Source organism: Pseudomonas sp. AFG_SD02_1510_Pfu_092 (assembly GCF_003331055.1).
In the GTDB taxonomy this organism is placed as follows: domain Bacteria; phylum Pseudomonadota; class Gammaproteobacteria; order Pseudomonadales; family Pseudomonadaceae; genus Aquipseudomonas.
The window spans coordinates 1-13,886 of sequence record NZ_PUQD01000092.1; the positions used below are offsets into that span (position 1 = coordinate 1).

Sequence of the window (13,886 nt, forward strand, 5' to 3'; positions counted from 1 at the left end):
TTGCAGCGCCTGTGAGATCGAGCGCCGCCCGCGCGGCGCATCGCCGGCAAGCCGGCTCCCACATCTGTTTCGGGCCAATCTCTCCTGAGAATTTGCCGCTGCCCGCCTTGTTTGTTCCCTCCAACATCGAAGGTGTCATCTGTGCTTTTCTGCTATCTCCAGCCCTGCACCCGGGGTGCGAGTGCGGAGGTGGCAGTAGTAACTGGCCCGAAACAAATGTGGGAGCCGGCTTGCCGGCGATGCGCCGCGCGGGCGGCGCTCGATCTTACAGGCGCTGAAAATGTTGTGGCGAACACCTGGTGGCCTTGATGCAACGCCATGACATGCGCCAGGCAGCATGACATGCACCCGGCAGCCAACCAGATCTCAGGGCGCCTTCGCCCCCGGGACGCCCGACGCCGAAGCAGCAGCCGGACTGGCCGGCGCCGGCGCTGGCGACGGAGCAACAGCCGGCGCCGCTTGCTCCACCGCCTTTTCAACCACCGCGACCCGGTCCAGTTCGATGTTCACCCGCCGGTTACGCGCCCGGTTGGCTGCATTGTTGTTCTTCGCCAAGGGGTAACGCTCGCCATGGAAGCGCACGGTAATCTGTTCTTCCGCCACGCCATTGGCCTTGAGGTAGTCGGCCACGGCCAGTGCCCGGCGGCGCGACATGTCGCGGTTGGTCAGGCGGTTGCCACTGTTGTCGGAATGGCCGTTGAGCTCGACATGGTTCACCGTCGGGTCGGCCTTCATGTAGTCGAGGATCACATCCAGCCGCGCCTTGGCCGATTGATCCAGTTCGAAACCGCCGCCCGGGAAGCTTACCTGGGTCTGGCGCACCTGGTCGTAGTTCATCGGCAGCAGCTTGCCGGCACAGGCCTGGTAGTCGTTGTAGGCCTTGGCGAAGCTGACCGGCAGCACGCGCACTTCCATTGGCCTGCCCGCCTCGCCCGCGTAATTGCGCACCACCGTGCTGCGCCCGTCGAGCAAACCATTGATCAGGCGGCTGGCCTGGCCCTGGGACGAGCTGAACAACACCCCCGTGCGGGCCATGCGGACGCTACCCAGGTTGATGTCGCTGCGCCCCGGTTGCCACGGCGCAGCGGCTGCCAGCAAGGTGGCGCTGCCCGCACCCAGCACATTGCTGTCCGAGCGCAGCTGGAACACCGGCTGCTCGCCCGCTCGGCGCACGAACTCACCACTGCCGAAACCGTCGATCGGCTGAATCAGCCGGCATTCGAACTGGTCACCCTCGACTTTCCAGGCAATGTTCTCCATGCGCGTCTGGAAGGTCAGTGCACCGGCCGGCAGGCTGGCGAACAAGGTCAACAGGGCTAGGTAACGCTGGCGCACGGGCGGCTCCACAAATTCTGACGGCTTACCTGCAGGCTATCGGACGCCTGCCGGAAAACTTGATAGCCGTGCTCGCCCCAGGGTTTTCCGGTAGCATTGGCGCTTGAGTTCGACCCGCCTGGAATCCCCAATGTCCGATCGCCTGACCCTCCTGCGTCCCGACGACTGGCACATCCATCTGCGCGATGGTGCCGTCCTGCCCCACACCGTTGGCGATGTGGCGCGTACTTTCGCCCGTGCCATCATCATGCCCAACCTGGTTCCGCCGGTACGCAACGCCAGCGAGGCCGGCGCCTACCGTGAGCGCATCCTCGCCGCCCGCCCGGCCGGCAGCCGCTTCGAGCCGCTGATGGTGCTGTACCTCACCGACCGCACCAGCCCCGAGGACATCCGCGCGGCCAAGGCCAGCGGTGTGGTGTACGCCGCCAAGCTGTACCCGGCCGGCGCCACCACCAACTCCGACTCGGGCGTGACCAGCATCGACAACATCTTCCCGGCCATCGAGGCACTGGCGGAAGTCGGCATGCCACTGCTGGTGCACGGCGAAGTGACCCGCAGCGAGATCGATGTGTTCGACCGCGAGAAGCGCTTCATCGACGAACACATGCGCCGTGTGGTCGAACGTTTCCCGACGCTGAAAGTGGTGTTCGAGCACATCACCACCAGCGATGCCGCGCAGTTCGTCAGCGAGGCCTCGGCCAACGTCGGCGCGACCATCACCGCGCAGCACCTGCTGTACAACCGCAACCACATGCTGGTTGGCGGCATCCGCCCGCACTTCTACTGCCTGCCGATCCTCAAGCGCAACACCCACCAGGTGGCGTTGCTGGACGCGGCCACCAGCGGCAATCCGAAGTTCTTCCTCGGCACCGACTCGGCGCCGCACGCCCGCCATGCCAAGGAAGCCGCCTGCGGATGCGCCGGTTGCTACACCGCCTACGCGGCCATCGAAATGTACGCCGAAGCGTTCGAACAGCGTAACGCTCTGGACAAGCTGGAAGGTTTCGCCAGCTTGCACGGCCCGGCCTTCTATGGGCTGCCGGCCAACACCGACACCATTACCCTGGTCCGCGAAGAATGGACCGCCCCGGACAGCCTGCCGTTTGGCGAGCAGACCGTGGTCCCGCTGCGCGCCGGCGAAAAACTGCGCTGGCGCCTGCTGGAGGAAAACGCGTGAGCGAAGACCTGTACGAAGACGACCTCGACAGCCAAGGCAGCAGCGGCTCGCGCCACCCGATGGCCGAGCGCTTTCGCGGCTACCTGCCGGTAGTGGTGGACGTCGAGACCGGTGGTTTCAACAGCGCCACCGATGCCCTGCTGGAAATTGCCGCAGTCACCATCGGCATGGACGAAAAGGGCTTCCTGTTCCCCGAGCACACCTACTTCCACCGGGTAGAGCCGTTCGAGGGAGCCAACATCGAACCGGCCGCGCTGGAGTTCACCGGGATCAAGCTGGACCACCCGCTGCGCATGGCGGTGAGTGAGGAAAGCGCGCTTACCGACATCTTCCGTGGCGTACGCAAGGCGCTCAAGGCCAATGGCTGCAAGCGGGCGATCCTGGTCGGCCACAACAGCAGCTTCGACCTGGGCTTCCTCAATGCCGCGGTGGCGCGCAACGACCTGAAGCGCAACCCGTTCCATCCGTTCTCCAGCTTCGACACCGCCACCCTGGCGGGCCTGGCGTATGGCCAGACCGTGCTGGCGCGGGCCTGCCAGAGCGCCGACATCGATTTCGACGGGCGTGAAGCGCACTCGGCGCGTTACGACACCGAGAAGACGGCCGAGCTGTTCTGCGGCATCGTCAACCGCTGGAAAGAGATGGGCGGTTGGCGCGATTTCAACGATTGAGTTGAAAAAGCATTCGCGGGCACGTCCGCTCCCACAAGGACTGCAGTGGCCTCAGCCATTGTGCGATTCGTGTGGGAGCGGGCAAGCCCGCGAAGAGGCCGCCACAGGACGGCACAAAAAAACCGGCCACAAGGGCCGGTTTTTTATACGCGTGGCAATTACAGCTTGCCGGCGTTCTCGCTCAGGTAGGCAGCAACGCCTTCTGGCGAAGCATTCATGCCTTTGTCGCCCTTTTTCCAGTTGGCAGGGCAGACTTCGCCGTGCTCTTCGTGGAATTGCAGGGCGTCGACCAGGCGCAGCAGCTCGTCCATGTTGCGGCCCAGTGGCAGGTCGTTGACGATCTGCGAACGGACAACACCGTTGGTGTCGATCAGGAAGGCGCCACGGAAGGCCACGCCACCTTCGGACTCGACGTCGTAGGCTTTGCAGATTTCGTGGGTCATGTCGGCAGCCAGAGTGTATTTGACCGGGCCGATACCGCCGTTGTTGACCGGGGTGTTACGCCAGGCGTTGTGGGTGAAGTGCGAGTCGATCGACACGCCGATCACTTCCACGTTACGCGCCTGGAAATCAGGAATGCGGTGGTCCAGGGCGATCAGCTCGGACGGGCAGACGAAGGTGAAGTCCAGCGGGTAGAAGAACACCAGGCCGTACTTGCCCTTGATGGCCGAAGCCAGGTTGAAGCTGTCGACGATCTCGCCATTGCCCAGCACGGCCGGCACGGTGAAATCGGGGGCTTTCTTACCAACGAGTACGCTCATTGTAATCTCCTGATGAGGGTGAAAAACCGTTTGCCGGGCCAGACGGGCCTGCCCGACATCCAACAAAGACCGACTATCATACACGGCTTCCGATGACAGGCCGACTCCCTCGACAAAGCAACCGCCGGTCGCTCAAGCACGGCCCTTCCAGAAAGCCCTTTGACAAGCATTCTCATTACCATTAAGCTCCAACCCATCGACCCAACCAGCGACGGTCAGCCCTTATGTATGTGTGTCTTTGTGTCGGCGTTACCGACGGACAGATCCGCGATGCGATCTATGAAGGATGCTGCAGTTACAAGGAAGTGCGCGCCGCGACCAACGTCGCCAGCCAGTGTGGCAAATGCGCCTGCCTGGCCAAGCAGGTGGTCCGCGAGACCCTGACCGAGCTTCAGGTCAGCCAGGCAGCCCTGCCCTACCCTGTAGAATTTACCGCCGCCTGAAAGCCAGAATTCGAAGAACCGGACCTAGTGTCCGGTTTTTTTATGCCTGAAATTCAATAGCTTAGCGTTCCAACGCGGTTCACAAACATTCTTATTCCTATTAATTTTCACTTATTATTCAAGAACTTAGGTTTGACACACCCCAGTATCAGGCTCAAACTTCGGGGTATTGGCACACTTCTACAGGGCAGGAACCCGACATGAAAGGCGACGTAAGCGTCATCCAGCATCTCAACAAGATCCTCGGAAACGAGCTGGTCGCGATCAACCAGTACTTCCTGCACGCACGCATGTACGAAGATTGGGGCCTGAACAAACTCGGCAAGCACGAGTACAAGGAATCGATCGACGAGATGAAGCACGCTGACAAACTGATCAAGCGTATTCTCTTCCTCGAAGGCATCCCCAACGTCCAGGACCTGGGCAAGTTGCTGATTGGCGAGCACACCAAAGAGATGCTCGAGTGCGACCTGAAGATCGAACAGAAAGGTCTGATCGACCTGAAGGCAGCTATCGCCCATTGCGAAACCGCTGGCGATTTCGGCTCGCGTGACCTTCTCGAAGATATCCTCGAATCCGAGGAAGAACATATCGACTGGCTGGAAACCCAGCTGGGGCTGATCGACAAGATCGGTATCGAGAACTACCTGCAGTCGCAGATGGGCGAAGAATAAAATCTTGCCTCATAAAAAAACCCGCCATGTGCGGGTTTTTTTACGTCTGCCGGAAATCAGGCTTCGGAAGCCTTGGCCTTGGCGGCTGCTTCCTTGATCAGGGTCTGCAACTCACCCTTCTCGAACATTTCCAGCATGATGTCGCTGCCGCCGACCAGCTCACCGGCTACCCACAATTGCGGGAAGGTCGGCCAGTTGGCGTATTTTGGCAGGTTGGCGCGAATTTCCGGGTTCTGCAGGATGTCGACGTAGGCGAACTTCTCGCCACAACCCATCACCGCCTGCGACGCACGCGCAGAGAAGCCACACTGCGGGGCATTCGGCGAGCCTTTCATGTAAAGCAGAATGGTGTTGTTGGCAATCTGCTCTTTGATCGTTTCGATGATATCCATGTAGCACCTCGGCTGAACTTTCCGACGCGGTCGTCGGCACGGTGACGCATTGTAACGGAAAGCCGAGGAGCATGCTCGGCCTTACCATCCCTCACGCGGCCTCGACCTGCACAGGTACGCCATTGAGCGCGGCATTGCCGGAAACCGCGTCGCGCAGGCGCTCGTCGGTCAGGTCATTGGCACTCACCCCGGGCTGCGCCTGGGCGATCTGCATGTGCACGCCCTGACGGGAGTGGCCAAAGCCATGGGGCAGGCTGACCACCCCGGGCATCATGTCCTCGCAGGCCTGCACTTCGACTTCCAGTTGCCCGGTACGCGAACGGATCCGCACCCGCTGGCCATCCTGCAGTTGCCGCTGCTGCAGGTCGTGCGGGTGCATCAACAGTTGATGGCGTGGCTTGCCTTTGACCAGGCGATGGAAGTTGTGCATCCACGAGTTGTTGCTGCGCACATGCCGGCGGCCAATCAGCAGCAGCTCACCGGCAACCGGTGGCGCTTGTTGCAATAACCGCTGCAGATCGTCCAGCAGCACCTGGGGCGCGGCCTCGACCGCTTTGCTGGCGGTGCCCAGGCGTGCAGCGAGATTGGTGCGCAGCGGCCCGAGGTCGAGGCCATGCGGGTGCGCGTCCAGCGCCGCCAGCGACAGTTGCCACGGCGAGCTTTCGCCATAGCGCCCCTTGCGCAGGGCCAGGTCGATCATTTGCGCAGGTGCCCAGGTCGGCTTCAATTCCAGCTCGGCGCGCTTGGCGAATGCCTGGGCCAGGCCGACGAAGATCTCCCAGTCGTGCAATGCCCCGTCCGGCTTGGCCAGGATCGCCCGATTGAAGCGGGTCACGTTGCGCACTGCCAGCAAGTTGAAGGTGCTGTCGTAATGGTCGTTTTCCAACGCCGAGGTGGACGGCAGGATCAAATCGGCATGGCGAGTGGTTTCATTGATGTACAGGTCGATGCTGAGCATGAATTCCAGCCCTTCCAGCGCCGCATCCAGCTGGCGGCCGTTGGGCGTGGACAGCACCGGGTTGCCGGCCACCGTCACCAGCGCACGCACCTGGCCTTCACCGGGGGTCAGCATCTCTTCGGCCATGGCTGCCACAGGCAGTTCGCCGCCATACTCGGGCAAACCCGACACCCGGCTCTGCCAGGCATTGAAGTGGCCACCCGAGGTGGTCGCCACCAGGTCGACGGCAGGTTCGGTGCATAGCGCACCGCCTTCACGGTCGAGGTTGCCGGTGACCAGGTTGATCAACTGCACCAGCCAGTGGCAGAGCGTGCCGAAGGCCTGGGTCGAGACCCCCATGCGGCCATAGCACACCGCCTTGTCGGCAGCGGCGAAGTCCCGTGCCAGCTGACGAATGTCGGCGGCGGCAATTGCACAATGCGCGCTCATGCGTTCGGCACTGAACGGCGCAATTGCCTCACGCACCTGCTGCAGGCCGTTGACCGGCAGCTGCGAACCCCGCGCCAGGTCTTCATCGAACAGGGTGTTGAGCAGGCCGCACAGCAGCGCGGCATCACCACCGGGGCGGATGAACAGGTGGCGGTCAGCGATTGCCGCCGTTTCAGTGCGCCGCGGATCGACCACCACCAGGCGCCCGCCGCGTGTGCGCAGGGCCTTCAGGCGCTTCTCCACATCCGGCACGGTCATGATGCTGCCGTTGGAGGCCAGCGGGTTGCCGCCCAGAATCAGCATGAAAGCGGTGTGGTCGATGTCCGGGATCGGCAGCAGCAGGCCATGGCCATACATCAAGTGGCTGACCAGGTGTTGCGGCAGCTGGTCGACCGAGGTGGCCGAGAAGCGGTTGCGGGTTTTCAGCAGGCCGAGGAAGTAGTTGCTGTGGGTCATCAGGCCGTAGTTGTGCACGCTCGGGTTGCCCTGGTACACCGCCACCGCATTACGCCCGTGGGCCTGCTGGATCCGCCACAGCTTGTCCGCGGCCAGGGCGAAGGCTTCGTCCCAGCCGATGGCCTGCCACTGCTGGCCGACCCGTTTGTGCGGCACGCGCAGGCGGTCGGGATCGTTCTGGATGTCTTGCAGGGCCACCGCCTTGGGGCAGACATGGCCGCGGCTGAACGGGTCCTGGGGGTCGCCCTTGATCGAACTGATCAGCGCACGGCCCTCGTCGTCGTGGCTGACTTCGATGCTCAGCCCGCAGATCGCTTCACACAGGTGACAGGCACGGTGATGCAGGGTCTTGGTCATGGCCGCCTCTGCCTTGTAGTTGTCGAACTGCGACTATGCGCCCTGCTCTCCCCCCCGGCCAGCGCGCTTCGCGGCGTGAATCCACCGACATCAGGCACACGATTTGCGACAGCCATTTGCCAAATTGCCAGCAAGCCGTGTACAACCCTCTGTAGCAAATAAAAAACAGCACTGCCCGTCAGGCAAAGACACCCCTTGCAACACCCTTTGCCATCGACAGCTGTTTCCCCTCTTGGCTTCAGGCGACATTTACTTATAGTATTGCGCCTTTCCCTATTTCGTCCGCCCCCGTGCGGCTTACGCCGCAGGTCACTCCCGTTGTCAAAAAAAACCATACGGTCGACCTGCATACCGTTGCAGATAAGGTAGTCAATCATGAGCGCTAGGCACTTTCTCTCCCTGCTGGACTTCACCACCGACGAATTGCTCGGGGTGATCCGCCGCGGCATCGAGCTGAAGGACCTACGCAAGCGAGGCGTGCTGTTCGAGCCGCTGAAGAACCGCGTCCTGGGCATGATCTTCGAAAAATCCTCGACGCGTACCCGCGTGTCGTTCGAGGCCGGCATGATCCAGCTGGGCGGCCAGGCCATTTTCCTTTCCCCGCGCGATACCCAGCTGGGCCGTGGCGAGCCGATCGGCGACAGCGCCATCGTGCTGTCGAGCATGCTCGATGTGGTGATGATCCGTACCCACGCCCACAGCACCCTGACCGAATTTGCCGCCAACTCGCGGGTGCCGGTGATCAACGCCTTGTCCGACGAATCGCACCCGTGCCAGCTGCTGGCCGACATGCAGACCTTCCTCGAACAGCGCGGCCCGATCCAGGGCAAGACCGTGGCCTGGATCGGCGACGGCTTCAACATGTGCAACTCGTACATCGAGGCGGCCCGGCAGTTCGACTTCCAGCTGCGCATCGCCTGCCCGGAAGGCTACGAGCCGGACCCACGCTTCATGGCCATTGGCGGTGATCGCGTGCAGATCGTGCGTGACCCCAAGGAAGCCGTACGCGGCGCCCACCTGGTTACCACGGATGTCTGGACTTCCATGGGCCAGGAGGAGGAAACTGCACGGCGCCTGGCGCATTTCGCGCCTTACCAGGTCACCCGTGAACTGCTCGACCTGGCGGCATCCGACGCCCTGTTCATGCACTGCCTGCCCGCCCACCGCGGCGAGGAAATCAGCCATGACCTGCTCGACGACCCACGTTCGGTCGCCTGGGCCCAGGCTGAAAACCGCCTGCATGCACAGAAGGCCCTTCTCGAATTTCTTGTAGAACCGGCTTACCACCACGCATGAGTCAACCCCTACTGCTCAACCTGCGCAACCTCGCCTGCGGCTATGGCGACCAGCGCATCGTCCAGAACCTCAACCTGCACCTGAACGCAGGCGACATCGGTTGCCTGCTGGGCTCATCCGGTTGCGGCAAGACCACCACCCTGCGCGCCATCGCCGGTTTCGAACCGGTACACGACGGCGAAATCCAGCTGGCGGGCGAAGTCATTTCCCGGGCCGGCTTTACCCTGGCCCCGGAAAAACGCCGCATCGGCATGGTGTTCCAGGACTACGCGCTGTTCCCGCACCTGACCGTGGCGCAGAACGTTGCCTTCGGCATCGCCAAGCACCCACGTCAGGCCGAGGTCATCGAAGAGATGCTCGAGCTGGTCAAGCTGGCCGGCCTGGGCGGGCGCTACCCGCATGAACTGTCCGGCGGCCAGCAGCAACGGGTCGCCCTGGCGCGCGCGCTGGCGCCGGAACCTCAGCTGTTGCTGCTCGACGAGCCGTTCTCCAACCTCGATGTTGAACTGCGTCGGCGCTTGAGCCATGAAGTGCGCGATATTCTCAAGAGCCGCGGCACCAGTGCCATCCTGGTCACCCACGACCAAGAAGAAGCCTTTGCCGTCAGCGACCAGGTCGGCGTGTTCAAGGAAGGCCGCCTGGAGCAGTGGGACACGCCCTACAACCTTTACCACGAGCCACAGACGCCGTTCGTGGCCAGCTTCGTTGGCCAGGGCTACTTCATTCGCGGGCAGATGAGCAGCCACGAAGCGGTCAACACCGAGCTGGGTGAACTGCGCGGCAACCGCGCCTACATCATGGCGCCGGGCAGTTCGGTGGATGTGTTGCTACGCCCCGACGATATCGTTCATGCGCCGGGCAGTGCCCTGCAGGCGAACATCATCGGCAAGAGCTTCCTCGGGGCATCGACGCTGTACCGCCTGCAACTGCCCACCGGCAGCCAGCTGGAAGCGATCTTCCCTAGCCATAACGACCATCAGGTCGGCGAAGATGTGGGGATTGCGGTAAAGGCCGATCACCTGGTGCTGTTCCCGGTGCCGGGCAGCGTGGCAGCGCAGTTGCCGCGCCAGGAGAACGGCGTGCGTCGGTATAGTTCGGCGACCTGATTGCAGATCCCTGGGGCCGCTTTGCGGCCCTTTCGCCGGCAAGCCAGCTCCCACAGGTTTCAGCGCAAGCCCGAGGCATACGCAGCCCATGTGGGAGCGGGCAAGCCCGCGAAGCAGACGATGTGGTGGATGGCACCGGCTGCGCCGGTGTTCGCGGCTAAAGAATCTCCCACAGGTTTCAGCGTAAGCCCGAGGCATACGCAGCCCCATGTGGGAGCGGGTTCACCCGCGAAGCAGGCGACGCGAGGGATGGCACCGGCTGCGCCGGTGTTCGCGGCTAAAGCCGCTCCCACAGGTTTCAGCGTAAGCCCGAGGCATACGCAGCCCCATGTGGGAGCGGGTTCACCCGCGAAGCAGGCGACGCGAGGGATGGCACCGGCTGCGCCGGTGTTCGCGGCCACGGCCGCTCCCACAGGGATCGCGCCAGTTTTTGGAAATTGATCAAGACAGTTGCTCCCACCTCGACCGCATCGCCCTCAAGTCAAGCGCTATCCTTGTGGGAGCTGGCTTGCCGGCGATGGGCTGCAAAGCAGCCCCAAAATGCTTAGCCCCGACCAATCCCGGCAAACTTGCCCTGGGTATGTTCGGCCAACACCGCCGCCGCCAATTCCACCTCCAGGCCACGCCGACCGGCACTGACATGGATGGTCGCGAAATGCTGCGCCGAGTCGTCGATAAAGGTGCGCAGGCGCTTCTTCTGCCCTAACGGGCTGATCCCGCCCACCAGGTAACCCGTGGCCCGCTGCGCCGCCGCCGGGTCGGCCATTTCGCATTTCTTCACCCCGGCAGCATGTGCCAGGGCCTTGAGGTCCAGCGTGCCGACCACCGGCACCACCGCCACCAGCAACTCGTTCTTTTCGCTGCTCGCGAGCAAGGTCTTGAACACCTGCTGCGGGTCGAGACCGAGTTTTTCCGCTGCCTCCAGGCCATAGGATGCCGACGTGGGGTCATGTTCGTAACTGTGCACACGATGTTCAGCGCGGTGCTTCTTCAACAGGTCCAGGGCTGGGGTCATGCAGGGGCTCCGGTCGGGGACGGCTCGGCGGCTACTTTAGGACAATTCCCACATCCCAGCCAGCGCAGCGCAATCGCGCCCGTCTAGCACGCGGATTCATACCTGTAATCATCGGCCAGAACGTGACTGACCGTTCACTTTCGACCTTTGACATCAGCGTTTCTTGTCTATATTTTTTCGTTTGTGAATAAATGGTGCACTTTTAAGGTGCATTTCCTACATCTGCCTGGGATCAATGGGGATCGATTCCAGGCTTTGCTGTCGAGCGCCACGCGCCTCACAACAAAAAAAACGAGGTCATACATGACGACTGCTCTACGCCAGCCCACGCTATCCAGCCAATGCCTGGCCGAATTTCTCGGCACCGCTTTGCTCATCTTCTTCGGTACCGGGTGCGTCGCCGCGCTCAAGGTCGCGGGTGCCAGCTTCGGCCTGTGGGAAATCAGTATCATCTGGGGCGTCGGCGTCAGCATGGCGATCTACCTCACCGCCGGCATTTCCGGCGCGCACCTGAACCCGGCCGTGAGCATCGCCCTCACCCTGTTCGCCGGCTTCGACAAGCGCAAGCTGCCGTTCTACATGCTGGCCCAGGTTTGTGGCGCATTCTGTGGCGCAGCGCTGGTCTACACCCTGTACAGCAACCTGTTCTTCGATTTCGAACAGGCCCACGCCATGCTGCGCGGGAGCGAAGCCAGCCTCGAACTGGCCTCGGTGTTCTCCACCTACCCGCACCCCTCGCTTTCCACTGGCCAGGCGTTCCTGGTCGAAGTGATCATCACTGCCATCCTGATGGCCGTGATCATGGCGTTGACCGATGACAACAACGGCCTGCCACGCGGTGCCATGGCGCCGCTGCTGATCGGCCTGCTGATCGCCGTCATCGGCAGCGCCATGGGCCCGCTGACCGGCTTTGCCATGAACCCGGCCCGCGATTTCGGGCCGAAACTCATGACCTTCCTGGCCGGCTGGGGCGATATAGCCTTCACTGGCGGTCGGGACATGCCTTACTTCCTGGTTCCGGTGTTCGCACCGATCCTTGGCGCCTGCCTGGGTGCCGCGACCTATCGCGGCCTGATCGCGCGCAACCTGGCCAGCGCAGCCGCTGTAAACCCTGAGACAAATGCCAATCGCCAGGGCGATACTCAAGTCAATTGATGCCGGCATCACGCCCCGCCCTGAACCCCTATTTTTGCAAGGCCTACGACCATGACAGACACCCAGGATAAGAACTACATCATCGCCCTGGACCAGGGCACCACCAGTTCGCGGGCGATCATCTTCGACCGCGACGCCAATGTGGTCGGGACCTCCCAGCGCGAGTTCGCCCAGCACTACCCGCAGGCGGGCTGGGTCGAGCACGACCCGATGGAAATCTTCGCCACGCAGAGCGCGACCATGGTCGAGGCGTTGGCCCAGGCCGGCATCAGCCACGCCCAGGTGGCCGCGCTGGGCATCACCAACCAGCGCGAAACCACCGTGGTGTGGGACAAGGAAACCGGCCGGCCGGTGTACAACGCCATCGTCTGGCAGTGCCGCCGCAGCACCGAGATCTGCGCCCAGCTCAAGCGCGATGGCCATGAAGGCTACATTCGCGAGGCTACCGGGCTGGTCACCGACCCGTACTTCTCCGGCACCAAGCTGAAGTGGATCCTCGACAACGTCGAAGGCGCCCGTGAGCGCGCCGAACGCGGCGAACTGTTGTTCGGCACCATCGATACCTGGCTGATCTGGAAATTCTCCGGCGGCAAGGTGCATGTCACCGATTACACCAACGCCTCGCGCACGCTGATGTTCAACATCCACAGCCTGCAGTGGGACGACAAGCTCCTGGAAATCCTCGGCATCCCACGGCAGATGCTGCCCGAGGTGCGCCCCTCTTCCGAGGTGTACGGCCACACCAAGAGCGGCATCGCCATTGCCGGTATCGCCGGCGATCAGCAGTCGGCGCTGTTCGGCCAGATGTGCGTGGAGCCGGGCCAGGCCAAGAACACCTATGGCACCGGCTGCTTCCTGCTGATGAATACGGGCGACCAGGCGGTGAAGTCGTCCCATGGCCTGCTCACCACCATCGCCTGCGGCCCACGCGGCGAAGTGGCCTATGCGCTGGAAGGCGCAGTGTTCAACGGTGGTTCCACCGTGCAGTGGCTGCGTGACGAGCTGAAAATCGTCAACGATGCGCTGGATACCGAGTATTTCGCCAGCAAGGTCAAGGACAGCAACGGCGTGTACCTGGTACCGGCCTTCACCGGCCTGGGCGCGCCGTACTGGGACCCGTATGCCCGTGGCGCGCTGTTTGGCCTGACCCGTGGCGTAAAGGTGGACCACATCATCCGCGCCGCGCTGGAGTCGATCGCCTACCAGACCCGCGATGTGCTCGATGCCATGCAGCAGGATTGCGGCCAGCGCCTGTCCGAGCTACGTGTGGACGGCGGCGCGGTCGCCAACAACTTCCTCATGCAGTTCCAGGCCGACATCCTTGGCACCTGCGTGGAGCGCCCGAAAATGCGCGAAACCACGGCCCTGGGTGCCGCCTACCTGGCGGGCCTGGCGTGTGGCTTCTGGAGTGGCCTGGACGAGTTGCGCGACAAGGCGATCATCGAGCGCGAATTCAGCCCGCAGCTGGATGAAACACAGAAAGAGAAGCTGTATGCCGGCTGGAAGAAGGCGGTGGAACGCACCCGCGACTGGGAAGATCACGAGGCCTGACCCCCTAGCTGACAGCCACTAGCTGTGGGAGCGGCCGTGGCCGCGAACACCGGCGCAGCCGGTGCCATCCACCGCGTCGCCTGCTTCGCGGGTGAACCCGCTCCCACAGG

Annotated in this window: 13 protein-coding genes; 8 read left to right on the forward strand and 5 right to left on the reverse strand. The window is 62.8% G+C overall.

Going from position 1 to position 13,886, the window contains the following annotated elements:
* Positions 1–366 precede the first annotated feature (366 nt).
* On the reverse strand, positions 367–1,335 hold the full coding sequence (locus tag C6A77_RS24150; protein WP_114171873.1) for an OmpA family protein: 969 nt from the start codon (positions 1,333–1,335) through the stop codon (positions 367–369).
* Positions 1,336–1,465: 130 nt separating this feature from the next.
* Here C6A77_RS24150 and pyrC point away from each other — a divergent pair, with 130 nt between their 5' ends.
* Together pyrC and rnt are read left to right on the forward strand one after the other, a co-directional pair.
* A complete protein-coding gene (gene pyrC, locus C6A77_RS24155) occupies positions 1,466–2,512 on the forward strand; it encodes a dihydroorotase (RefSeq protein WP_114171874.1) in 1,047 nt (348 codons plus the stop codon).
* A complete protein-coding gene (rnt, locus tag C6A77_RS24160; RefSeq protein ID WP_114171875.1) occupies positions 2,509–3,183 on the forward strand; it encodes a ribonuclease T in 675 nt (224 codons plus the stop codon). Before pyrC ends, rnt begins: the two co-directional genes overlap by 4 nt.
* Positions 3,184–3,341: 158 nt before the next feature.
* Here the strand turns inward: rnt and C6A77_RS24165 are convergent, their stop codons facing one another.
* Positions 3,342–3,944, reverse strand: a complete 603-nt coding sequence (locus tag C6A77_RS24165) for a peroxiredoxin C (protein WP_114171876.1) — start codon at positions 3,942–3,944, stop codon at positions 3,342–3,344.
* A 224-nt stretch (positions 3,945–4,168) separates the two neighbouring features.
* Between C6A77_RS24165 and C6A77_RS24175 the strand changes: the two genes are divergently transcribed.
* Both C6A77_RS24175 and bfr read left to right on the forward strand, forming a co-directional pair.
* The gene (locus C6A77_RS24175; RefSeq protein ID WP_045185737.1) at positions 4,169–4,387 is read left to right on the forward strand and encodes a bacterioferritin-associated ferredoxin; all 219 of its coding nucleotides are present in this window, start codon (positions 4,169–4,171) and stop codon (positions 4,385–4,387) included.
* A gap of 200 nt (positions 4,388–4,587) precedes the next feature.
* On the forward strand, positions 4,588–5,061 hold the full coding sequence (gene bfr, locus C6A77_RS24180; protein WP_114171878.1) for a bacterioferritin: 474 nt from the start codon (positions 4,588–4,590) through the stop codon (positions 5,059–5,061).
* A 56-nt stretch (positions 5,062–5,117) separates the two neighbouring features.
* Here the strand turns inward: bfr and grxD are convergent, their stop codons facing one another.
* Both grxD and C6A77_RS24190 read right to left on the reverse strand, forming a co-directional pair.
* A complete protein-coding gene (gene grxD / locus C6A77_RS24185) occupies positions 5,118–5,453 on the reverse strand; it encodes a Grx4 family monothiol glutaredoxin (protein WP_003254949.1) in 336 nt (111 codons plus the stop codon).
* 91 nt (positions 5,454–5,544) lie between these two features.
* Positions 5,545–7,653 (reverse strand): molybdopterin oxidoreductase family protein, encoded by a 2,109-nt coding sequence (locus C6A77_RS24190; RefSeq protein ID WP_114171879.1) that lies wholly within the window; start codon positions 7,651–7,653, stop codon positions 5,545–5,547.
* Positions 7,654–8,028: 375 nt separating this feature from the next.
* Between C6A77_RS24190 and argF the strand changes: the two genes are divergently transcribed.
* Both argF and C6A77_RS24200 read left to right on the forward strand, forming a co-directional pair.
* Positions 8,029–8,949 (forward strand): ornithine carbamoyltransferase, encoded by a 921-nt coding sequence (argF, locus tag C6A77_RS24195; protein ID WP_114171880.1) that lies wholly within the window; start codon positions 8,029–8,031, stop codon positions 8,947–8,949.
* Entirely contained in the window at positions 8,946–10,055 is a 1,110-nt protein-coding gene (locus C6A77_RS24200) for an ABC transporter ATP-binding protein (protein WP_114171881.1), read from the forward strand. Before argF ends, C6A77_RS24200 begins: the two co-directional genes overlap by 4 nt.
* Before the next feature lie 544 nt (positions 10,056–10,599).
* On the opposite strand, the gene ybaK is transcribed toward C6A77_RS24200, so the two are convergent.
* Positions 10,600–11,070 carry a Cys-tRNA(Pro) deacylase gene (ybaK, locus tag C6A77_RS24220; RefSeq protein ID WP_114171882.1) on the reverse strand — a complete coding sequence of 157 codons (471 nt, stop codon included), beginning with the start codon at positions 11,068–11,070 and terminating at the stop codon, positions 10,600–10,602.
* A 303-nt stretch (positions 11,071–11,373) separates the two neighbouring features.
* On the opposite strand from ybaK, the gene C6A77_RS24225 reads away from it, so the two are divergent.
* A complete protein-coding gene (locus C6A77_RS24225) occupies positions 11,374–12,225 on the forward strand; it encodes an MIP/aquaporin family protein (protein ID WP_114171883.1) in 852 nt (283 codons plus the stop codon).
* 51 nt (positions 12,226–12,276) lie between these two features.
* The gene (gene glpK, locus C6A77_RS24230) at positions 12,277–13,776 is read left to right on the forward strand and encodes a glycerol kinase GlpK (RefSeq protein WP_114171884.1); all 1,500 of its coding nucleotides are present in this window, start codon (positions 12,277–12,279) and stop codon (positions 13,774–13,776) included.
* Positions 13,777–13,886 lie beyond the last annotated feature (110 nt).